Origin of the sequence: Gordonia gummivorans (assembly GCF_022513585.1) — a bacterium.
Lineage (GTDB): Bacteria > Actinomycetota > Actinomycetes > Mycobacteriales > Mycobacteriaceae > Gordonia.
This window is the reverse complement of sequence record NZ_JAKWBF010000001.1, coordinates 93,306-113,526: the sequence shown is the minus strand read 5'-3', so window position 1 is coordinate 113,526 and position 20,221 is coordinate 93,306. Positions and strand designations below refer to the sequence as shown.

Sequence of the window (20,221 nt, the reverse complement as noted above, 5' to 3'; positions counted from 1 at the left end):
CGTGATGGGGGTGTCGGGGTGTGGGAAGTCCACGGTCGGAGCGAAACTTGCTGCGCGACCAGATGTTCCGTTTGCCGATGCCGACGATCTGCACCCCGCGTCGAACATCGTGAAAATGGCTGCCGGAATTGCGCTCACCGACGCCGATCGATGGCCCTGGCTTGATCTGGCAGGTGAATGGCTTGCGGCGAATCCGCGCGGCGTGTTGAGTTGTTCGGCGTTGCGCCGGACCTATCGCGACCGGTTGCGCGCGCACTGCGCCTCGGCCTTCTTTGTTCATCTCGACGGTGATCGGTCGCTCATCGCGCGCAGGCAAGCCGACCGCCCTGGCCACTTCATGCCGGCGTCGTTGCTGGAGTCGCAGTTCCGGGACCTCGAACCGCTGGAATCCGACGAAGCGGGCGTGGTCGTCGATGTCGGTGACGATCCCGACGCCATTGTCGACGGCCTGTACCAGCGGCTCTTGCGTTAGAGCGCGCTCAAACGCCTAGCGTCGTTGTCATGAGTACAGAACACCTCATGGCCAGGGCGCTGGCGGCGCTCGGCGAGATCGACGGTCCGATGTCTGTGGAGGTCATCCATCGGTTGGTCGAGACCCCCGAGATCACTGAGCCGCTCGGCGTCGCAGAGGCGGCCGAGCTTCTCGATCTCTCCCCGCACACCTTGCGCTACTACGAACGCATCGGTCTCGTGACCGTTCCGCGCGACGGCACCGGGAATCGTGTCTACGACGACGCCGCGGTCCGACGGCTCGTCTTCCTGTCCCGAATGCGGCTGTCGGGCATGGCCATCCGCGATCTCCAGCACTACGTCGAACTCGTCGATCAGGGGGACGAGACGGTCGGGGAGCGGCTGGAGATGCTGCTCGAACACCGCGACACCGTGCGACGTCAGATCGCCGAACTCACCCTGTCGCTAGCCGCTACCGAATACAAGATCGCCACCTACGGAGGAAGGACACAACCATGACCACAACACTCACCGCCACCCGCCGCATCGGCGACCTCGACGTCGCACCGCTCGGATTGGGTTGTATGGGAATGAGTTTCGCCTATGGTCCGGCCGACGAGTCCGAGGCGCTGGCGACGCTCAACCTCGCCATCGACCGTGGCGTCAACCTGCTCGACACCGCCGACATGTACGGCGGCGGCGCCAACGAGCGCTTGCTGGCGAAGGTGCTCGCGGATCGTCGTGACGAGGTGGTGCTCGCGACAAAGTTCGGCATCAAGACCAATCCCGACACCGGCTATCCCGCCGGGGTCGACGGATCGCCGGGGTACGTCAGGCAGGCGGTCGAGGCGTCGCTGCGTCGGCTCGGCGTCGACGTCATCGACCTCTACTACCTGCACCGAGTGGACCCGACGCGGCCGATCGAGGAGACGGTGGAGGAGATGTCGAAGTTGGTCGCCGAGGGCAAGGTGCGCAATCTAGGCCTGTCCGAGGCGAATGCAGATTCTCTGCGACGGGCGGCCGCAGTACACCCGATTGCGGCGTTGCAGTCGGAGTGGTCGATCTTCAGCCGCGACATCGAGGTGTCGGATGTGCCGGCGGCGCGCGAGGTCGGTGCGACGATCGTCCCCTACAGCCCGCTCGGCCGGGGCATGCTGACCGGCGCGGCCAAGGTCGCCGAGGGTGCGGACTTCCGGAAGACCCTGCCCCGCTGGCAGGGCGCGAATCTCGACGCCAATCTTGCTCTGGTGGAACAGATTCGGGGTATCGCGGATGAACTGGAAGCAACTCCCGGTCAGGTAGCGCTCGCCTGGGTGCTGGCCCGCGGCGACGACGTGGTGCCGATCCCGGGCACCAAACGCCGCACCTACCTGGAGGAGAATCTGGGTGCCGTGGACGTGCAGTTGTCGGCGGAGCAACTGGATCAATTGTCGCGTCTGGAACCGGCGGGCGATCGCACCTCGGACATGGAGTGGGTGGCGGGGCGGTCGGCGTGAGCGTGAGCAGTTTCTAGAACACGTTCTCGTTTTGGCTTCGGACGTGGCATCCTCAAGGCGTGATTCTCGACAGATTCCGAATCGACGACAAGGTCGCGATCGTCACCGGCGCGGGCCGCGGACTGGGTGCGGCCATCGCTGTCGCATTCGCGGAGGCCGGTGCCGACGTGGTCATCGCGGCCCGCAGTGAATTCGAGCTCGACAAGGTGGCCGGGCACATCGCCGACACCGGGCGCCGGGCGCGGGTGGTGGCGACCGATCTCAGCAACATCGACGCCGCCGCGAGTCTCGCCCAGATCGCGGTCGATGAGTTCGGCCGGCTCGACATCGTGGTGAACAACGTCGGTGGCGCCATGCCCCGACCGTTGCTCGACACCACACCCGAGCAGCTCACCGGTGCCTTCGAGTTCAACGTTGCCAACGCCCACGCGCTCGTCACGGCGTCGGTGAAACACATGTTGGCGACGGCCGACGGCGGATCCATCATCAACATCACGTCGACGATGGGGCGGCTGCCGGGCCGCGCCTTCGCCGCGTACGGCACGGCGAAGGCCGCGCTTGCGCACTACACGCGGCTCGCCGCGATGGACCTCAATCCGCGTATCCGGGTCAATGGCATCGCACCCGGGTCGATCCTGACGTCGTCGCTGGAAGTGGTTGCCGCCAACGACGAGATGCGGGCGACCGTCGAGGGCGCCACGCCGCTCCACCGGCTGGGTGAACCCGAAGACATCGCCGCTGCCGCGCTGTACCTCGCCTCGCCGGCCGGTGCGTACCTGACCGGCAAGATCCTGGAGGTCGACGGCGGACTGATCGCCCCGAACCTGGACCTGCCCATCCCGGATCTGTAGTCGCTCAACTGCAGAACCACACACCCGGAACTCCCATTTACACACGAGATTCCATGTGTAGATGGGAGTTCTCGGTGTGTCCATCAACCGGGCCGCTCGTTGCGTTCGGCTTGCGCGACGAGGGTGGCAATCCGCTTGGTCTTCGTCTCCGGACGTTTGGCGAACGCGAGTTGGCTGAGCCCGAATTTGCGCGCGCTGGGTGGGAAGGCATCCCAGTTGGCGCGGGCGGTCGGGTTGGCGTCCAACGCTGCGGCGAGTTCGGGAGATTCGATCAGCGCCTCCGCGTCGTCGAGCAGATTCCAGAGCCCGCGGGCCTTGGCGTCGTCGATGACGGCCTGCCCCGGCGGTTGCATCCGCCCGGATTCGACCAGCGCGGTGACCCGGGCCTTGTTGGACGCGGCCCAGGCGCTGTTGCGTCCGCGGCGCGTGAACCACATGCCGCGACGATGATCGTCGATGGTGCGGGTGTGGCCGTCGATCCAGCCCCAGCAGAGAGCTTCCCGGACCGTTTCGTCGTAATCGAGAGGTTCGCGGCCGGAGTCTTTGCGCCAGAACACAAGCCAGACACCCGAGGAGTCGGCGTGGTTGTCGCGCAGCCATTCTCGCCATTCGTCGAGGGTGTCGGCGACGAGGTGCGGGGCGTCGGGGTCGGCCATGCCCGTCAGCGTAGCCGGGTGCGTGCGATGCGTCGGTACAGTTGAGTTGTGGACCAGGTCCTCAACTTCGCGCAAGACTATTGGTGGCTGATCTTCCCGATCGGCGGGGTTGTCGGGGGCTGGGCCGGACACATTGCGCGGTACAACGAGAAGCGGCGTCAGGACAAGATCGAACTCGCCAAGATCAAGGCGAATGCGCAATCCGAGCAGATTCGGCTCACGCAAGCGTCTGCCGAGCAGATCGCCAAGGTGACCACACGCCATGACGGGGTCAATGAGCGATGGTTCGGCTACGAACTCGACCTGGCCACCCTCATCGACTTTCCGCTGATGACCGACATGCGCGAACCGCTCACCTTGGCATTTCACCGTGCGAAGGTGCGGGCCGACGACCTGCGGCCCGCATCGTCGACGGAAGTGATGGAACCGCAGGACTTCGCGGAGTATCGGGACGCGGTCGGCGATTACGCGGCAGCGTTCGAGGCGGCCGAGCGAGAAGCGCGGCGTCGTCGGCAATCGGACTTCTCGCCTGTCGAACGTGAGCGACTCGAGCGCGCACGCCGATTGGTCGCCGTGGCTGGTGACAGTGGTGCGACGCCAGCAGAGCGGCAGGCGGCCTATCGGAAAGCACGGGCAGAACTCGACGGACTCATCGACGTGCCCGCGCCGGCGGCGCAGGAATTGGAACGACGGATCGCGGGGGAGTTGGAGCGCGGGTCGGGGTAAGCGGGATTCGTTGGTGGTTGCCGACATTGTCGGGTCGCGAGGCCCTTCGAGGCTCGCTCCGCTCGCACCTCAGGGAGCGGTAGACGATGCGGACACCGCTGGACGCAACTCGATCAGGGGATGGGTCACTCCGTCTCCAACGCACCCGCGAACTGGCTGCGGTACAGGCGGCAGTAGGCGCCGCCGGCGGCGAGGAGTTCGTCGTGGTTGCCTTGTTCGACGATGTGCCCGTCCTCCATCACGACGATGACGTCGGCGTCGCGGATCGTCGAAAGCCGGTGCGCGATGACGAAACTGGTGCGGTCGGTGCGCAGGTTGGCCATCGCCTGCTGGATGAGCAGTTCGGTGCGGGTGTCGACCGAGCTGGTCGCCTCGTCGAGGATGAGGATCGTCGGCTTGGCGAGGAAGGCGCGCGCGATGGTGATGAGCTGCCGTTCACCGGCGCTGACACCGCCGCCCTCGTCGTCGAGGACGGTGTCGTAACCGTCGGGCAGGATGCGCACGAAGTGGTCGACATGACTCAGGCGGGCCGCCTCGAGAACCTCTTCGCGGGACGCGGTGGGGTCGCCGTAGGCGATGTTGTCGTAGATGCTGCCACCGAACAGCCACGAGTCCTGCAGCACCATTCCGGTGCGTTCGCGGAGGTCGTCGCGGGTCATGCGGCGCGCGTCGACACCGTCGACTCGGATCACGCCTGCGTCGATGTCGTAGAACCGCATGATGAGGTTGACCAGCGTCGTCTTGCCTGCGCCGGTCGGCCCGACGATCGCGATCATGTGTCCAGGCCGCGCTACGAGTGACAGGTCTTCGATGAGCGGTTTCTCGGGGACGTAGCGGAAGTCGACGTGGTCGAACTCGATCAGCCCGTGGCCGTCGGAAGGGGTCTGCGGGTCGGCGTCGTCGGGTGTTTGTTCGTCGGCGTCGAGGATGTCGAAGATGCGCTCGGCCGATGCCACGCCGCTCTGCATGAGGTTGATCATCGAACCGATCTGGGTCAGCGGCTGCGTGAACTGGCGCGAGTACTGGATGAACGCCTGCACCTCGCCGAGGCTCAGCGCGCCGGATGCGACGCGCAATCCGCCGACCACCGCGACCGCGACGTAGTTGAGATTCCCCAGGAACATGATCGTCGGCATGATGGCGCCGGAGATGAACTGCGCGCGCCAACTCGATTGGTAGAGCTTCTCGTTGCGTTCGTCGAAGGTGTCTTCGATCTCGCTCTGCCTGCCGAATGCCTTCACCAGTTCGTGCCCGGTGAACGCCTCCTCGACCTGCGCGTTGAGCTTGCCGGTCGACGACCACTGGGCCATGAAGTGCGGTTTGGACCTCTTCGCGATGAACGCGGTCGCACCGACGGCGAGTGGGATGGTGATCACCGCGATGAGGGCGAGCAGCGGCGAGATCCAGATCATCATGATCAACAGCGCGATGACGGTCAGCACCGAGTTGAGGAACTGGGAGATGGTCTGCTGCAGGCTCTGTGAGAGGTTGTCGAGGTCGTTGGTGACGCGGCTGAGCAGGTCGCCGCGGGGCATGGAGTCGTAGTAACGCAACGGAAGTCGATGGACCTTGGCCTCGACGTCGGCCCGCAGTCCCCGGATGGTGCCGACGACGGCGATGTTGAGCAGATAGGCCGCGAGCCAGGCGAGCACGGCCGACCCGACGTAGAGGGCCAGCACGATGATCAGCACCTTGCCGACCTCGCCGAAGTCGACGCCGACTCCCGGCGTGAGATCCATCGACGACACCATGTCGGCGAACGTGTCCTGGCCGCGTGCGCGCAGGCCGTCGACCACCTGCTCCTTGCTCATGCCGGCGGGCAGCTGTGAGCCGACGACGCCGTCGAAGATGAGGTCGGTGGCATGCCCGAGAACGCGCGGCGCGATGGCGGTCAGGATCACCGACGCGACGATCGCGGTCAGGATGATCACCATCGCGATCCGGTACGACGCGAGCAACCGAACGAGTCGTTTCATCGACGGGCCGAACGATCGCGCCTTCTCGCCGGGAGCGCCCATCATCGGGCCGGGGCCCGGTCCGCCCGGGCGCGTCACGATCCCTCCTGCAGTGCGAGTTGGGAATTGGCGATCTCGGCGTAGGTCTCGCAGGTGTCGAGCAGTTCGTCGTGCCGTCCGATCCCGACCACGCGCCCGCGATCGAGGACGACGATCTGGTCGGCGTCGACGATCGTCGAGATGCGCTGTGCGACAACGATGACCGCCGCGTCTCGGGTGGCCGGCCGCAGTGCCGCGCGCAGCCGGGCGTCGGTGGTGAGGTCGAGCGCGGAGAACGAGTCGTCGAAGAGGTAGACGCCGGGACGCCGGATCAGGGCGCGGGCGATGGCCAGGCGTTGTCGTTGCCCGCCGGAGACGGTGGTGCCGCCTTGCGCGATGGGGGTGTCGAGACCCTCGGGCATGGCTTCGACGAAGTCCTGGGCCTGTGCGACGCGCAGTGCTTCCCAGATCTCGTCATCGGAGGCGTCCGGTTTACCGTGTCGGAGGTTGGTCGCGACGGTCCCGGAGAACAGGTACGGGCGCTGCGGCACCAGACCGATGGCAGCGCGCAGGACGTCGGGGTCGAGGTCTGCAACGTCGGTGCCGCCGACGAGGACCGAGCCCGACGTGACGTCGATGAGACGCGGTACCAGGCTCAGCAGGGTCGTCTTACCCGATCCGGTGGAGCCGACGATCGCGGTGGTGGTGCCCCGTTCGGTCTCGAAGGTGATGTCGCGCAGCACGGGATCGTCGGCGCCCGGGTACCGGAATTCGGCGGCCCGGAACGCGACGGTCGACGGTGCGGTCGCGAAATCGACGGGCGTTTGCGGCGGGGACACGGACGTCTCGGTGTCGAGCACCTCGCAGATCCGCTCGGCGCAGACCGCTGCGCGCGGCGCCATCATCGCGAGGAAGGACGCCATCATCACCGACATCATGATCTGCATGACGTAGCTGATCATCGCCGTGAGTGCGCCGATCTCCACGCTGCCGTCGGCGACCCGATGTCCGCCGAACCAGATGATCGCGACGATGGTGACGTTGGTGATGAACAGCACCGCCGGGAAGGCGAGTGCCATCATTCGGCCGACGCGCAGCGTTGCGTCGGCCAGCTGATCGTTGGCGACCGAGAAGCGTTGCATCTCAAAGCGTTCACGCACAAAGGCGCGGACCACCCGGATGCCGGTGATCTGCTCGCGCAGGATCTGGTTGACCTTGTCGATGCGGTCTTGCATGACCCGGAACCCGGGAATCATCCGCGCGATGATCAGGGCCATGGTGACGCCCAGCACGGGCACCGCGACCACCAGCACCCACGAAAGACCCGGTGCCACATGGATTGCCATGGCGATGCCGCCGATGCACATGATGGGGGCCATCACCAGGATGGCGGTGCTCATCACGATCAGCAGCTGCACCTGCTGGACGTCGTTGGTGGTGCGGGTGATCAGCGACGGCGCGCCGAATCTGCCGACCTCCCGCGCGGAGAAGGTGTTCACCCGGTGCAGCAGGTCGTGCCGGATGTCGCGACCGGCACCCAGCGCGGCGCGTGCACCCCAATACTGGGCGGTGATCGAACACACCACCTGCGCGATGGTGATCGCCAGCATCCAGCCGCCGATGCGGAGGATGTAGTCGGTGTCTCCCTGCGCGACGCCGTTGTCGATGATGTCGGCGTTCAGCGTCGGCAGATACAGCATCGCGGCGGTCGCCACCAGTTGGAGGGTGACGACCAGCACCATGTTCACGCCGTAGCGCGACAGGTAGGTGCGAATCAGTCGCGTCAGCATGGTGTCGTCACTTCGCCGAGGCTAGCAACAGGGTGCGACACGCTGCCACGGGTTTGTCTGTGAGCGGGATACGGCTCAGCTGGCCGGCACGAGCGGTACGGCGGCCTCGCCGCTGTAGGTGAGGAAGGTGAACGACTCCTGGAAGTAGAGGTTCACGGTGTCGGCGTCGTGGGAGTCGTAGCCGATGGACACGTCCTGGCCGATGGTGAGTTCGAAGTCCCCGCCGCGTGTACTGAGGACAAACGCGCCGGTGATGGCGGGTGCCCACACGATCTCACCGTCGATCAGCCGCTGGATGTGCTGACGGATCGGGTAGCCGTGGTTGGAGGTCTCGTTGACCAGGTTGTAGACGTCGGCGGAGAGCGCGATCGAGTACGGACCGTCGACCGACGCGAGTTTCAGCGTCGACAACGCCAGGCTGAACGCCTCCGGATAGTCGCGGACGTCCTCGGGCAGCGTGATCGGGTTTGCCGTCGCGTCGACACGGATGCCGTCGATCCCGGCCGCCGCATAACTCTCGAAGATGGCGCGATCCTCGGCGAGCGCGAGGTCGCGGGCGGCGTCGACGACCGGATCCCAGTCGGAGTCCTGCGCACCGCGGTCGACGTCGTCGATGGCCTCGCGGGTGACGGTGAACGGCACTTTCAGTTCCACCAGCGACTGGGTGTGCCGAGTGAACGCCTGAATGCCCTCAGACGGTGAATCGATCTTGGAGCGGTGGCCCAGCGTCACCGACGCGGTGTCGAGGCCGAGGGGTCCTTTCACGTCGACGAGGCGTCGACCCGCACTGTTGCGTTTGAAGGAACGGGCGGCTTCCTCCTCGATCTCAGCCCAGGCGGCCTCGGAGATCGGCGCGAGTTCGCGATGCAGGTTGTTCATGGTCACTCCTCGTGTCGGGTGGGTGGTCAGCGTAGGGAGCCGATGCCGAGCGAGCCGTCGGCGGGCCGGACTCGGGCGGCTGGTTCGGCGGGCTCTTCCGCCGGTGGCGCAGGCGGGAGGTCATCGAAGAAATCGATTGTCGGGGTGAAGAATTGGGACCCGGACACCGCGGTGGTGAAGTCGAGTAGGCGGTCGTAGTTGCCGGGCGGGTCACCGATGAACATCTTGCGGAGCATCTCTTCGGTGACGTCGGGTCCGGCGGAGTAGGCGATGTAGAAGGTGCCGCTCTCACCCGCGCCGGACACGTCGCCGTAGGGCATGTTGTCGCGGACGATGTCGATCTCCTCGCCGTTCTCGTCTTCGACGACGTTGAGCGCGATGTGCGAGTTGGTCGGCTTCACGTCGTCGGCCATCTCGACGTTGTCGAGCTTGGTGCGGCCGATCGCGGCTTCCTGCTCCTCGGTGCTCAGTGCGGTCCACGCGGTGAAATCGGTGACGTAGCGCTGGATCGCGACGTAGCTGCCACCGGCGAAGTCGGGATCCTCGTCGCCGACGGTGATCGCGTCGATCGCCGCCTGACCGACCGGGTTCTCGGTGCCGTCGACGAACCCGATCAGATCGCGCAGATCGAAATACCGGAACCCGTGTACCTCGTCGACAACGGTCACGGCGTCGCCGAGTGCGGCGGTGAACTTGCGACCGAGTTCGTAGCAGAGGTCGAGTTGGTCGGCCTTGATGTGCAGCAGCAGGTCACCGGGGGTGGCCGGGGCGGTGTGCACCTCGCCCTCGTAGGCGACGAACGGTCGGAGGGACTGGGGGCGTGGACCGTCGAACAGGCGGTCCCACGCCTGCGAGCCGATCGATACGATCCCGGCCAAGGCCATGTCGGGCGCACGCGACGACACCGCATTGGTCAGGCTCGGTACCTGCCCGAGGAAGTCGCGTACCTGCGCCTCGCCGCCCTCGTTGATGACGAGCACGACGAAGATCGCGGTCTTCGTCTTGCGCGTGAGGATGGTCTGCGGCACCGGCACGAGATCCACCCTATCGGACCCGGTGGTCGCTGTGGTGACGATGGGCTACCTGTGAAAATATTGGTGAGGCAACCCTTTTCAGCGAGCCGCGACCGCCCGCCCCGCCGCGCGGCCGGAGAAGATGCACCCACCGAGGAAGGTGCCTTCGAGCGCGTTGTAGCCGTGGACGCCGCCGCCGCCGAAGCCGGCGACTTCACCGGCCGCGTACAGGCCGTCGAAGGCACTGCCGTCGGGCCGCATCACCTGGGCGTCGAGGTTGGTCTCCAGGCCGCCCAATGTCTTGCGGGTCAGGATGTTGAGGCGGACGGCGATCAGCGGGCCGTGTGCCGGATCGAGCAGGCGATGCGGCTTCGCGACACGAACCACCTTGTCGCCCAAGTACTGTCGCGCATTGGTGATCGCCATCATCTGCGCGTCCTTGGAGTACTTGTTGTCGAGTTGTGCGTCGCGGGCGGAGATCACCCGTTCGATCTGCTGCAGGTCGAGGGCCGGCCCACGCGCGATCTTGTTCATGCCGGCCACGAGCTCGGGTAGGTTGTCGGCGACCACGAAGTCGACGCCCTTGTTCTTGAACGCGTCCACCGGGCCGGGCGCACCCTTCGCGAATCGGCTCTTCGCCGCGAACTTCAGATCCTTGTTGGTGATGTCGGGATTCTGTTCGGAGCCCGACAGGGCGAACTCCTTCTCGATGATCGACTGGGTCAGGATGAACCACGAGTAGTCGTGACCGGTGGCGAGGATCTCACGCATCGTCGAATTGGTGTCGAAGCCGGGGAAATTGGGTGGCGACAACCGGTTTCCGTTGGCGTCGAGCCACAGTGACGACGGCCCCGGGATGATGCGGATGGCATGGTCGGGCCAGATGGGATCCCAGTTGTTGATGCCTTCGGTGTAGTGCCACATGCGATCTCGGTTGACGATGTTGGCGCCGGCATCCTCGGCGATCCCCAGCATGCGGCCGTCCACATGGGCCGGGACCCCGGAGATCATCGTCGTCGGTGCCGGGCCCAGTCGCTCGGTGGGCCAGTTCTGGCGGATGAGGTCATGATTGTGGCCGATCCCACCGGAGGTGACGATCACCGCTCCGGCACGAATCTCGAAGTCGCCGATCACTTCTCGGCTCGACGCCTTGCCGCGGTCGAGATCGGTGGGGGCCAGCAGCGACCCGCGCACGCCGACCGCCGCGCCGGTGCCGTTCTCGCCTTCGACGATCAGCTCGTCGACCTGATGGCGGAAGCGGAACTCGACCAGCCCGCGCTTCTCGGCCTCGAGCACTGGTTCGGCGAAGATACGCACGACCTCCGGCCCGGTACCCCAGGTGAGATGGAAGCGCGGGACGGAGTTGCCGTGGCCGTCGGCGAATCCGCCACCACGTTCGGCCCACCCGACCACGGGCGTGAAGCGCAGACCGAGGTCGTGCACGTACTGCCGCTTCTCGGTGGCCGCGAACTCGACGTAGGCGCGGGCCCACTGCCGGGGCCAGAAGTCCTCGTCGTCGCGGTCGAAACCGGCCGACCCCATCCAGTCCTGCAGCGCGAGTTCGGCCGAGTCGTGGATGCCGAGTCGGCGTTGCTCGGGACTGTCGACGAGGAACAGGCCGCCGAGCGACCAGAAAGCCTGGGCGCCAAGGTTGTTACGATTCTCCTGATCGACGACGATCACCTTGCGCCCGGCCTTCGTCAGCTCATGTGTGGCGACCAATCCGGCAAGTCCGGCACCGACCACCACCGCGTCGGCCTGCTGCTCTGTCAACGTTCTCTCCCCTCACGAGATGGCTCAAACACTAGTCCTGCGGCTGCCGTCAGAGTGAGATCGTCGCGTAACGATCGAACCAGGGCTGTGCTTCCTCGAGAGCGGCGGCGAGCGTGAGCAGATCGCCGTCGGCCCCGAGCCGGCCGACGAACTGAACGCCGAGGGGCAGTCCGTATGCGGTCCAGTGCAGCGGCACGCTGATCGCCGGGCGGCCGGTGAGGTTGGCCAGCTGGGTGTAGGGGACCCACCCGAGGTTCTCGGCGATGAGGTCGTCGAGTACGCCCATCCGCGACAGGATCGAACCCCCGCGCACTCGGGCGATGATGCGCGATGCCCGCTGCAGGAGGGCGGGCGTGGTGGTGGCCCCGATCCGCAACGGTGGGGTGGCCAGTGTCGGGGTCAGCAGGAAGTCATGTGTCTGGTGGAACCGCTCGAGCGCGAGAACATGGTTGTTGACGTTGTTCAGCGCGGTGAAGACGGGCACCACCCCCGCCGAGCGGCCGATTTCGGCGACCGCGAGCGTGTCGGCCTCGAAGTCCGAGTCGGTGGCGCCGGTGAGGCGTTTGGCCTCGGCGACCTGATCGGCGACCTTCGCGAACCATATGGTGAGGAAGTCCTTGGCAAGGGCCGCGTCGTCCTGCGGTGGCGTGACCTCCTCGACGTGATGGCCCATGTCCTCGAGCAGGCGCGCGGCGTTCTGCACGGCGGTGATCGCTTCGGCGTGCGGGTCGGGATTGATCGCCGACGCGGTCGAGAAGCCGATGCGCAGTCCGCGCGGCCGGTTCGCGATCTGCTCGGTGAACGGTGTGGCGGGGACGGGGGTGGGGTACACCGACGACGGGGAGGGCCCGACGATCGCGTCGTAGATGGCGGCGGCGTCGCGCACCGTCCGGGTCACCGCGCCCTGGACGGCCATACCGAAGAGGAGCTCGCCGGTGTCGGGGCCGAACGGGGTGAGTCCGCGCGTCGGCTTGAGGCCGACGAGGCCATTGCACGCGGCCGGGATGCGGATCGATCCGCCACCGTCGTTGGCGCCCGCCGCCGGCACGATGCCTGCGGCGACCGCTGCGCCGCTGCCGCCCGACGAGCCGCCGGGTGTGTGGTCGGGGTTCCAGGGATTGTGGCTAGGACCCCAGAGTTCGGGTTCGGTGATGCCCTTGGCCCCGAACTCGGGAGTGTTGGTCTTGCCGAAGATCACCAGCCCGGCGTCGAGGAATCTTTGCACGACGGTGGAGTGCTCCGCCGCGACGAGTGTGGCGAGCGAACGTGAGCCCGACGACGTCGGGAACCCGCGATACTCCTGGCCGAGATCCTTGACGAGGAACGGGACACCGGCGAGCGGGCCGCTGAGGTCGGAACTGCCGACGCGCTCGGTCGCCGTCGTATCCATCCGGTACACGATCGCGTTGAGCGTCGGGTTCACCGCGTCGGCCCGCTGCTGGGCCAGCGCGAGCAGTTCGGCGGCGGTCACTTCGCGTCGGGCAACCAGAGCGGCCAAGGCTGTTGCGTCGAGCGTCAGGTATTCGCTGAGGTTCACTTGTCCAAGACTAGTGACGCCTGACACAAGAGATTTGCATCACCGCCGACGACGCAAAAGGGTAACGCCGCGATGACGGCGTGAGCGGAGCGGTGGACGTATGTTTTTCAGAGATTCGTCCGATCGCCGATTGCATCACGTTGGTGCAGGTCACATTCAGTTTGGGGTCAACCGCGCCCGGTGCTGGGCCGCTTCGGACCGCGCTCTCGCCTTTGCCGGTGTGTTATCGAGCCGTTACACTTCCCAACGACGGGTTCAGACCCGGTAAGGGACCAATACAATCCCTTCAACGAACACCCTCTGATGCAGGCCCGATCGGGTCTTGAAGGATCGTAAGGAATGCGAATGCTGACTCGCGCCCGTAAGCGCCTCGTCGCCGGACTCGTGGCCTTGCTGGCCGTGTCGGCTGCGACGCTTGTCGCCGCCCCGGATGCTTCGGCCGCGCGCGGCTGCAGCGTCGAATACGTCCGGTCCGCTTCGATGCACCGCACCGTTCCGGTGTGCATCGTCTCGGCCGGTGGCTCCAACAAGCCCACGCTCTACCTGCTCGACGGACTGCGCGCCCCGAACTACACCAGCGGCTGGCTGCAGAACACTGACGTCGCGCGCTGGATGGGTGGTCGGGGCACCAACGTCGCGATCCCGTTCGGTGGTGGCGGCAGCTTCTACACCGACTGGGAGCAGCGTGACCCGCGACTGGGCGTCAACAAGTGGGAGACCTTCCTGACCCGTGAGCTGCCTGCCTACATGGCTCGCGTGCACGGCAGCGACAACCGCCGCAACGGCATCGCCGGACTGTCGATGTCGGGCACCTCGGCGCTGAACCTCGCGTCGCGCCACCCGGGCTTCTACAAGGCTGTCGCGTCCTACAGCGGCTACCCGACCGTCACCATGCCGGGCTTCACCCAGGGCATCATGGCGTCGGTCGCCGAGATGGGCGGCAACCCCATCAACATGTGGGGCTTCTACCCGGCCGGTCAGTGGTTCCAGAACGATCCGTTCCTGAGCGCCGGCAACCTCGCAGGCAAGTACGTGTACGTCTCGGCGGGCACCGGTGTCGGCAGCAAGTACGACTCCTCGGTCAACCCGACCAGCGGCAACTTCGACCCGGTCAAGTTCGCGCAGATGATTCCGCTGGAGGTCGCAGCGTCGACCAGCAGCCAGCTGTACATCGCTCGCGTCGCACTGGTTCCGGGCGTCAAGCTGACCACCCGGATCACCCCGGACGGCACCCACTGGTGGGACTACTGGCAGGCCGACTTCAAGCAGTCGTGGCGGACCACCTTCCGTCCGGCCTTCTTCTGACGGACTGAGCTCGGCTTACGAGGCCGGTGACCTTCGGGTCACCGGCCTTCGTCGTGGTTGGGTGAGGTTGGTGATCAGTGCGTCGCCGACGGAAGTCTGTACCTGGGAGGGTCACAAGCTGCACTGTGCCGATGCCTCGCCCGTCACGTACAGATATCCAACGCGTGGAGGTCGCTGATCCGACGAGTGTGGCGCCAGCCCTCTGACCTGAGCGAATATGCCGGCGCCGGGCCCGCAAAATCTAGGGGAAGAACTTCTTCCCCGGGGTTCATAGTCTTCCGCTAGAAATTTCTCGGGGAGGACACCAAGGGTAGGGGACGAAGTTTCTTCCCCTACTTTCTTGGCGGCCGATCGGACCCGGCTGGCATCAGATCCGACCACGGGAGGGTCGCCACCCTCAGCCGTCCGACTACTCGCCGGGCGGCGGTGAGAAGCGATCCCGGAAACCGCGGGTGGCGGTGTCGTCCGCATCGGGTTCTCGATGCACCGGGCGGAACTCGTCCTCGGCGTCCGACGAGTGCCGGGGTCCGGTGACCTTGGGGATCTGCTCGGTGGGTCGTTCCCACGGATTCAGGCCGGCCGGGCGTCGTGCTTCCTGCTGCGTGGCCGTGTCCGCGTCGTCCGTCCGACGATCGATCACCGACGTCGTGGCTGCCGGTCCGGCACCCGCTGCGGCGTAGGGCGCCCGGCTGTCGGTCTCTCGGTCGACGACGCGAGTGGGTTCGTCGTCGGGTCCAGGTCCGTCGTCGGGTCCACGGCCATCATCGGGACCGTGTGGTGGATCGCCGGCATCGGCGTCGCGCTTACGGCCGCGCCAGAACAGAAGTGCCCAACCGATCAACAGCAGCACGCCGACGATCCCCAGGATGAGCGGCAACCAGAAACCGCCGAGCTTGAGCAGGCCCTTGTAGTGGTCGGCCTTCTCGGCCTGGTTGGCGATCGTCTCGTCACTCCACTGGAAGGTGCCCCGGAGCGAATCCATCCGGAAATCACGCACCGCCGACGAGGTGGCGTCGCTCTGGTCGGGCGAGCGGAAGTACTGATGCTGGTCTTCGCGCCCGTCGATGATCGTCCCGGTCTCGGGTTCGACCCACACATGGCGGGTGGCCGTCGCGTACCGGTGCATCTCGATCGGCTGGCTGGGTCGAATGCCACGCCCCGAGATACCCCACCACCGAGCCGGCATCGTCAGCATCGTGCCGAGGGCCGCGTTGCCCTGTGCATTGGGCAGTTCCGAGAGATCGCGCTCGGGCACCTCGCTGACGAAGTGGTAGGTCTTGACCCCGTTGATGTCCTTTTCGTCGACGAACTTCGCGGGCACATCCTGGCGGGTGTTCAGGTCGTACATGTAGTACTCGCGCTTCTGGACGTTGAAGCCGAACTTGTACTGGAAACCCTGCCGGCGGTCGAGGTCGACGGACACCTGCTTGACGTCGACGCCCTCGGGCGCGGCCTCGAGCTGCAGACTGTTGACGGTGTTGTTGGGAACCGACGTCTTGCGGTTCACCGAGACGCGGTCGATGTTGGCGGTCAGCAGTCCGTCATCGCAGTTGCGCTCCTGACCGGCCGCGGCGACGGTCGGTTCGGTCTCGTTGCCGTTCGCGTCGCGGATGCGGTCGATGAGCACCGTCTGCGCGGATTGGATGGTGGCCTCGCGCCGATCCGACGGATCGACGATGACGGAGCGTCGTTGCTGGGTGAGGTGCGCCTCGAGGGTCTGGGCGCGGCTCTGCGAGATGGAGCACCGGTCGAAGATGACGGCGGGGAATCGGTTTCCGGTAGCGCCGTCGGCAGGCACCGTCGTCGACACGGACACGATGTCCAGGTCGAGGGGCACCACCCGAAGCTGAGGAACCAGCCATGCCGGGATGGCGATGGCCGCGGTGATGCAGGCAACGCCGAAAAACGCCAGCAGCGCCGGCCAGAAACGTCTCATTTGTGACTCCTGTGAATCAAGCTCAACGCCCCAACCCTAGTGCCCCGTGTCGGAGATTCACTACTGACTCCCCGACCGGTTGGCGTCGCCGGCGTACTGTTCAGCCTTGCGATGACTTCTCCGCCCGGCGGTCACGCTCGGCCTCCTTCAGGATGCCGGCCATGTAGCCGTAGATCTCCTTGTCCGCCATGGCCTTCCATCGTGGTGCGAGCAGCTTCATGTACTTCTCGACGTACAGCAGTTGCTTGCCGACCAGGACGAGCTCTCGCGGCAGCCGTGCGTCGTACGCCTTGGCCACTGCGGCGAGCTGACGGCCCAGGTCGGTGTACGACATCGACCCGAGATCGGTGGTGGACAGTGGCGCGGCCACCTTTTCGATGTCGGCAGCGCTGCCCGACGTCGAGCCCGGCCGGTGCACCGCGCCGAGTAGGAAGATGGCGCGACCGGCCGACTCGTAGTCCCCGCGCACGATGAGGTCGACGACGAGCTGGCGCAGAATGCGGCGCGTTCGTGGGGTGAACCGCCCGACGATCCCGAAGTCGAGCAGGACGAGTGTGCCCTCCGCGTCGACGAGGACATTGCCTGCGTGCAGGTCGCCGTGGAAGAGGCCGCCGTGAAAAGCCGATTCGAGCAGCGACAACAGCAGGTTGCGGCACAGTGCGACGCCGTCGTGGCCGGCCGCGCGGACCGCTGCCGCGTCGTCGATGCGCACCGCGTGGATGCGCTCCATCGTCAGGACTCGTGACGTCGTGAATTCGTCGTAGACGGTCGGGACGCGGACGCGGTCGCCGAACGGGCCGTCGCGCAGACACTCGTACCACTCGCGCATGGCGTCGGCCTCGATCCGGAAATCCAGTTCGGCGTCCAACCCGGTGGCGAAATCCTCGACCACATGCCGAGCGCTGAGCATGCGGCCGTACTCGGAGATCTCGGCCAGGCCGGCAACCCGTTCGAGGATGGCGACGTCGGGTGCCAGGCGCTCGGAGATGCCGGGCCGTTGAATCTTGACGACGACTTCCTCACCGTCGTGCAACGTGGCGGTGTGGACCTGCGCGATCGACGCCGACGCGATCGGTGTGGTGTCGAAGGAGGCGAAGATCTCTTCCGGCGGCGCGCCGAGTTCGGCGGTGAACACGTCGCGGACCACGGCGCTGTCGGCGGCCGGGACCCGGTCGAGGAGGGATTCGAACTCCGACGAGAGGGTTTCGGTGAACACTCCGGGACTCGACGCGATGAGTTGGCCGAGCTTCACATACGTCGGCCCGAGATGCTCGAAGGTCGTGCGGATCTCGTGAGCCACTCGCTTCGCGTTCGGGGCCCGACCCTGGAGCGCGTCGCCGACCGTATGGACAACGAACCGCCCGACGCCGGCTGCGGCGTGGGCTGTGGTGGCGCCGAAACGCGTGATCTCGGCGACCGGCGTCACCGGCTTGAGCCGCGCGCGCCGACCGTCGTCGACAGAACTGTGGATTGTCACCGTCGGCCATTGTAACGATCGGAACTGCTGCGATCCGGGGGCACGCGAGAGTAAACCAAGAGTCTCCTGAGGCAAAGATGAGACCCGGCTGAGCGAAATCTGACAACGCGGTGTATCAAATACGTGGTCGGGGATTTCGAGAAGGGACGATCGATGCGCACGAGAGCGATGCAGGGCCTGGTCGCAGTGGTGGCCGCGCTGACGCTGGCATGGACCGGAATGGGTCAGGCGGCGGCCGACCCGAACATTCAACTCCCGGGCGTCGACGACGGCGTCCCGAACTGCGCAGTGCTCCAGCCCCGAGCCTTCGCCGGGTACATCGGGACCAACGATCCCAAGCCGGCACGCAAGATGGACGAGAACTTCGCCAAAGTGCCGAAGGACTGGTGCAACACGTCGGTGGGCTTCAGCCGGCTGTGGTTCGGCAAGCCCAACGGTGTCACCTTCGGTATCCCCGACACCCCGCACGCGTTGTTCCCGTACAACAACGCCGAGATGCTCGCCAAGCCCATCTTCAAACCGGGCATGACGATGACGATGCGCGTCGGCGGCACCCAGCAGATCGGGTCCTGGGCCGGCACCACCGGCTGGGGTGTGTCCAACCGATCCATCGATCCGCTGGGTCTGGAGATCGCGTGGTTCATGTGGAACGACGGCAACGCGTACCTGGCCAACACCAGCGAGATCGTCAAACCGATCATCAATGCCCTCGGCATGGACTTCCCGCGTGGCTTCTTCCTGATGACCAAGAAGGCCGGCGAGATCGTGCCGCAGATTCGTCTGCTGCCGACGAGCTACCTGAAGAAGGAGCATGACTACGCGGTGGTGCTCGGCAAGAAGGACGTGACCTTCTACATCGACGGCAAGGAAGCCGGCACCGACGTCGCCCCGTTCTACGTCGACGGCAAGAAGCGCGGCGGCAAGGGCACCCACTACGGCACTTTCACCAACGCGCCTATCGGCACCTGGTACGACATCTCACGCCAGCCGGTACCCCTGCTCGGTCAGATGTGGCTCGACAGCGGCTACTGGTTCCCGCTGCCCCTGCCGCAATGGAACAACCGCTGGCAGACGGCCTACATGAAGCGCTACGTCCAAGGTCCCAGCAACGAGACGCCGCTGACGCTGACCAACTCCAAGGGCTGGTAGACATGCGTATCGCGGGCGTCCGGGTCATCTCGGACGCCCGCGGTCACGTATGCGTGAGGTGGCATGAGTCGCCGGTCGTCGGCAGACTGGCGGCATGTCGACAGTCAACGCCTACATCGCGACCGCAGCAGATCAGCCACTGAGCCCGACGACCATCGAGCGTCGCGACGTCGGACCGAACGACGTCGCCATCGACATCGCTTTCGCCGGGATCTGCCACTCCGACATCCACACCGCCCGCGCGGAGTGGGGTCGCACCAACTTCCCGGTGGTGCCCGGACACGAGATCGCGGGCACGGTGTCGGCGGTCGGGTCGGAGGTGACGCGGTTCGCGGTCGGGGACCGGGTCGGCGTCGGCTGCTTCGTGGATTCCTGCCGCGAATGTGGACCGTGCCGGGCCGGCGATGAGCAGTACTGCGAGCGCGGCATGGTCGGCACGTACAACGCCGTCGGACGTGATGGGCAGCCGACGCACGGCGGCTACAGCACCGCGATCGTCGTCGACGAGAACTATGTGTGCACGATCCCCGAAGGCATCGGACTGGCTGAGGCCGCGCCGCTGCTCTGCGCCGGCATCACCCTGTATTCGCCGCTGCGACATTGGCGGGCGGGGCCCGGTCAGAAGGTGGCGATCATCGGGCTCGGCGGTCTCGGACACGTCGGTGTGAAGCTCGCGCATGCGATGGGCGCCGAGGTGACGGTCCTGTCGCAGTCGCTGAAGAAGATGGAAGACGGTCTGCGTCTCGGTGCCGACAACTACTACGCGACCAGCGATCCCGACACCTTCCGTGCGCTGCGCAACCACTTCGATCTCATCGTCAACACGGTGTCGGCGAACCTGGACATCAAGAAGTACCTGAGCATGCTGGCCCTCGACGGAAGCCTCGTCGAACTCGGCCTGCCGGAGCATCCGATCGAGGTGCCTGCCTTCGCCCTGGCCGCCAACCGTCGCAGTTTCGCCGGATCGATGATCGGCGGTATTGCCGAGACCCAGGAGATGCTCGATTTCTGCGCCGAACACGGCATCGGAGCCGAGATCGAGGTGATCGCGGCCGATCAGATCAACGACGCGTACGACCGCGTCGTCGCCAGTGACGTCCGGTACCGCTTCGTGATCGACATCGCCACCCTGGGGTAGCCGGGCTGCACGGTCAACGGGTCTCGCCAGGCGGGTAGACGACGGGTAAGG

17 protein-coding genes are annotated in these 20,221 nt (G+C 66.1%); 8 read left to right on the top strand and 9 right to left on the bottom strand.

The window, feature by feature from the left end; all coding sequences use genetic code 11:
- Window positions 1-4: 4 nt before the first annotated feature.
- Genes MKW15_RS00475 through MKW15_RS00460 form a run of 4 tightly spaced genes read left to right on the top strand, consistent with a single transcriptional unit; the run spans window position 5 to window position 2,797 of the window.
- Window positions 5-472 carry a gluconokinase gene (locus MKW15_RS00475; RefSeq protein WP_240855549.1) on the top strand — a complete coding sequence of 156 codons (468 nt, stop codon included), beginning with the start codon at window positions 5-7 and terminating at the stop codon, window positions 470-472.
- A 29-nt stretch (window positions 473-501) separates the two neighbouring features.
- The gene (locus MKW15_RS00470) at window positions 502-969 is read left to right on the top strand and encodes a MerR family transcriptional regulator (protein WP_240855060.1); all 468 of its coding nucleotides are present in this window, start codon (window positions 502-504) and stop codon (window positions 967-969) included.
- The gene (locus MKW15_RS00465) at window positions 966-1,946 is read left to right on the top strand and encodes an aldo/keto reductase (protein WP_240855058.1); all 981 of its coding nucleotides are present in this window, start codon (window positions 966-968) and stop codon (window positions 1,944-1,946) included. Before MKW15_RS00470 ends, MKW15_RS00465 begins: the two co-directional genes overlap by 4 nt.
- A 59-nt stretch (window positions 1,947-2,005) precedes the next feature.
- Window positions 2,006-2,797, top strand: coding sequence for an SDR family oxidoreductase (locus MKW15_RS00460; RefSeq protein ID WP_240855056.1), 792 nt, complete (start codon window positions 2,006-2,008; stop codon window positions 2,795-2,797).
- 83 nt (window positions 2,798-2,880) lie between these two features.
- On the opposite strand, the gene MKW15_RS00455 is transcribed toward MKW15_RS00460, so the two are convergent.
- Window positions 2,881-3,453: a YdeI/OmpD-associated family protein gene (locus MKW15_RS00455; protein WP_240855055.1), complete on the bottom strand. Its 573-nt coding sequence runs from the start codon at window positions 3,451-3,453 to the stop codon at window positions 2,881-2,883.
- A 48-nt stretch (window positions 3,454-3,501) separates the two neighbouring features.
- On the opposite strand from MKW15_RS00455, the gene MKW15_RS00450 reads away from it, so the two are divergent.
- The gene (locus tag MKW15_RS00450) at window positions 3,502-4,179 is read left to right on the top strand and encodes a hypothetical protein (RefSeq protein WP_240855054.1); all 678 of its coding nucleotides are present in this window, start codon (window positions 3,502-3,504) and stop codon (window positions 4,177-4,179) included.
- Window positions 4,180-4,304: 125 nt separating this feature from the next.
- Here MKW15_RS00450 and MKW15_RS00445 read toward each other — a convergent pair whose 3' ends face one another.
- The 6 genes from MKW15_RS00445 to MKW15_RS00420 form a co-directional block, all read right to left on the bottom strand.
- Entirely contained in the window at window positions 4,305-6,233 is a 1,929-nt protein-coding gene (locus MKW15_RS00445; RefSeq protein ID WP_308220997.1) for an ABC transporter ATP-binding protein, read from the bottom strand.
- Window positions 6,230-7,963, bottom strand: a complete 1,734-nt coding sequence (locus MKW15_RS00440) for an ABC transporter ATP-binding protein (protein ID WP_240855053.1) — start codon at window positions 7,961-7,963, stop codon at window positions 6,230-6,232. The genes MKW15_RS00445 and MKW15_RS00440 overlap by 4 nt, the downstream gene beginning before the upstream one ends.
- 75 nt (window positions 7,964-8,038) lie before the next feature.
- Window positions 8,039-8,842, bottom strand: a complete 804-nt coding sequence (locus MKW15_RS00435) for a family 1 encapsulin nanocompartment shell protein (protein ID WP_240855052.1) — start codon at window positions 8,840-8,842, stop codon at window positions 8,039-8,041.
- Between the two features lie 26 nt (window positions 8,843-8,868).
- Window positions 8,869-9,876 (bottom strand): Dyp-type peroxidase, encoded by a 1,008-nt coding sequence (locus tag MKW15_RS00430; RefSeq protein ID WP_240855051.1) that lies wholly within the window; start codon window positions 9,874-9,876, stop codon window positions 8,869-8,871.
- A gap of 78 nt (window positions 9,877-9,954) precedes the next feature.
- A complete protein-coding gene (locus tag MKW15_RS00425; protein ID WP_240855050.1) occupies window positions 9,955-11,628 on the bottom strand; it encodes an FAD-binding dehydrogenase in 1,674 nt (557 codons plus the stop codon).
- Window positions 11,629-11,677: 49 nt separating this feature from the next.
- Window positions 11,678-13,165 (bottom strand): amidase, encoded by a 1,488-nt coding sequence (locus MKW15_RS00420; protein WP_240855048.1) that lies wholly within the window; start codon window positions 13,163-13,165, stop codon window positions 11,678-11,680.
- 345 nt (window positions 13,166-13,510) lie between these two features.
- On the opposite strand from MKW15_RS00420, the gene MKW15_RS00415 reads away from it, so the two are divergent.
- On the top strand, window positions 13,511-14,470 hold the full coding sequence (locus tag MKW15_RS00415; protein ID WP_240855046.1) for an alpha/beta hydrolase: 960 nt from the start codon (window positions 13,511-13,513) through the stop codon (window positions 14,468-14,470).
- A 409-nt stretch (window positions 14,471-14,879) separates the two neighbouring features.
- Here the strand turns inward: MKW15_RS00415 and MKW15_RS00410 are convergent, their stop codons facing one another.
- On the bottom strand, window positions 14,880-16,406 hold the full coding sequence (locus MKW15_RS00410; RefSeq protein ID WP_240855045.1) for a PorA family protein: 1,527 nt from the start codon (window positions 16,404-16,406) through the stop codon (window positions 14,880-14,882).
- A gap of 100 nt (window positions 16,407-16,506) precedes the next feature.
- Window positions 16,507-17,883, bottom strand: a complete 1,377-nt coding sequence (locus tag MKW15_RS00405) for an ABC1 kinase family protein (RefSeq protein ID WP_240855043.1) — start codon at window positions 17,881-17,883, stop codon at window positions 16,507-16,509.
- 153 nt (window positions 17,884-18,036) lie between these two features.
- Between MKW15_RS00405 and MKW15_RS00400 the strand changes: the two genes are divergently transcribed.
- Both MKW15_RS00400 and MKW15_RS00395 read left to right on the top strand, forming a co-directional pair.
- Window positions 18,037-19,032 carry a hypothetical protein gene (locus MKW15_RS00400; RefSeq protein WP_240855042.1) on the top strand — a complete coding sequence of 332 codons (996 nt, stop codon included), beginning with the start codon at window positions 18,037-18,039 and terminating at the stop codon, window positions 19,030-19,032.
- Window positions 19,033-19,126: 94 nt separating this feature from the next.
- Entirely contained in the window at window positions 19,127-20,170 is a 1,044-nt protein-coding gene (locus MKW15_RS00395; RefSeq protein ID WP_240855040.1) for an NAD(P)-dependent alcohol dehydrogenase, read from the top strand.
- The last annotated feature ends 51 nt before the right edge of the window (window positions 20,171-20,221 follow it).

Bases quoted from the DNA above. Each gene is read 5' to 3' on its own strand.
- MKW15_RS00455 (WP_240855055.1), bottom strand. From the start codon at position 3,453: ATGGCCGACCCCGACGCCCCGCACCTCGTCGCCGACACCCTCGACGAA.
- MKW15_RS00470 (WP_240855060.1), top strand. From the start codon at position 502: ATGAGTACAGAACACCTCATGGCCAGGGCGCTGGCGGCGCTCGGCGAG.
- MKW15_RS00475 (WP_240855549.1), top strand. From the start codon at position 5: ATGGGGGTGTCGGGGTGTGGGAAGTCCACGGTCGGAGCGAAACTTGCT.
- MKW15_RS00435 (WP_240855052.1), bottom strand. From the start codon at position 8,842: ATGAACAACCTGCATCGCGAACTCGCGCCGATCTCCGAGGCCGCCTGG.
- MKW15_RS00415 (WP_240855046.1), top strand. From the start codon at position 13,511: ATGCTGACTCGCGCCCGTAAGCGCCTCGTCGCCGGACTCGTGGCCTTG.
- MKW15_RS00395 (WP_240855040.1), top strand. From the start codon at position 19,127: ATGTCGACAGTCAACGCCTACATCGCGACCGCAGCAGATCAGCCACTG.
- MKW15_RS00410 (WP_240855045.1), bottom strand. From the start codon at position 16,406: ATGAGACGTTTCTGGCCGGCGCTGCTGGCGTTTTTCGGCGTTGCCTGC.
- MKW15_RS00440 (WP_240855053.1), bottom strand. From the start codon at position 7,963: ATGCTGACGCGACTGATTCGCACCTACCTGTCGCGCTACGGCGTGAAC.
- MKW15_RS00400 (WP_240855042.1), top strand. From the start codon at position 18,037: ATGCGCACGAGAGCGATGCAGGGCCTGGTCGCAGTGGTGGCCGCGCTG.
- MKW15_RS00465 (WP_240855058.1), top strand. From the start codon at position 966: ATGACCACAACACTCACCGCCACCCGCCGCATCGGCGACCTCGACGTC.